This window comes from Streptomyces sp. NH27, from assembly GCF_056859195.1.
On record NZ_JACEGK010001030.1, the window covers coordinates 1 to 789 of the forward strand.

At 64.9% G+C, this 789-nt stretch carries 2 protein-coding genes; both read right to left on the reverse strand.

Features of this window, described 5'->3' with window-relative positions:
• Positions 1 to 208: hypothetical protein (locus tag AC13HU_RS37835; protein ID WP_483046532.1), on the reverse strand; the 208-nt coding region annotated here is incomplete at its 3' end.
• 362 nt (positions 209 to 570) lie between these two features.
• Positions 571 to 789 (reverse strand): hypothetical protein (locus AC13HU_RS37840; protein ID WP_483046533.1); only part of this gene is annotated, 219 nt, incomplete at its 5' end.

Consider the following 789-nt stretch of genomic DNA (forward strand, 5'->3'; position numbering starts at 1 on the left):
CATCCGCATGGGCCACACTCACCCGGACCGGCCGGCCCAGATCAGCCGCCTGCACCTGCGCACCACGGCGACCCTCCCGGAGCCGGTCGAACACGCTCCCGGGAGCGTCCAACAGCACGCCACCGTCGTGCACCCGGCCCCCAGACAGAACCAAGAGCGTCACGTGCGGGTCAGACGGCACGTCATCAAAGGAGACAGCAGCGGTCATCAGAGGTACACCTCGCCAGCAGAGGAAACGTGTTCCCCCATACAGGTCGCGGCCGGGTTAGCCGTGTGACACCGAGAGGCACCGTCATCCTGCCGACGGGTTCGCCCTACCCTCTGTTCGGACGCCGAGGTGAAGGAAACCCGCCCTGCCTCCGCGATAGCCCCGCCACGCTCCGCGACAACGGATCTGGGCTCCCGCCCTGGACCCTCGGTTGGTCTAGTACGCGCGCGCGTCGCGGCGACGCCACATGAGCCGATGCCCGAACTACGAGAGCCCTCCGCACACGCGTTACGAACTCCCAGATTTCCACTACTGGTTTGGCGAGGGGGTCGTAGAGGGCGGGGATCATCTCCATCCGTACTTCAGTTCGGCGAGCGGTCAACGTATGAGGGCGGGAACACCGAGTCTGCTCTCAGCACAACACCAGCCGTGTTGTGGTTGCTCTCGTCGCCTTCTAGTACTGCAACCGCATCTGCCGTGACAGGTGCTGGATTGGCTCGTTGTTCCGACTGTGCGATGAATCGTTGACGGTTGAGCAGGTCGAGTCGTGGTCCGAGGGGATAGCCGGGTTCCATGCCCGG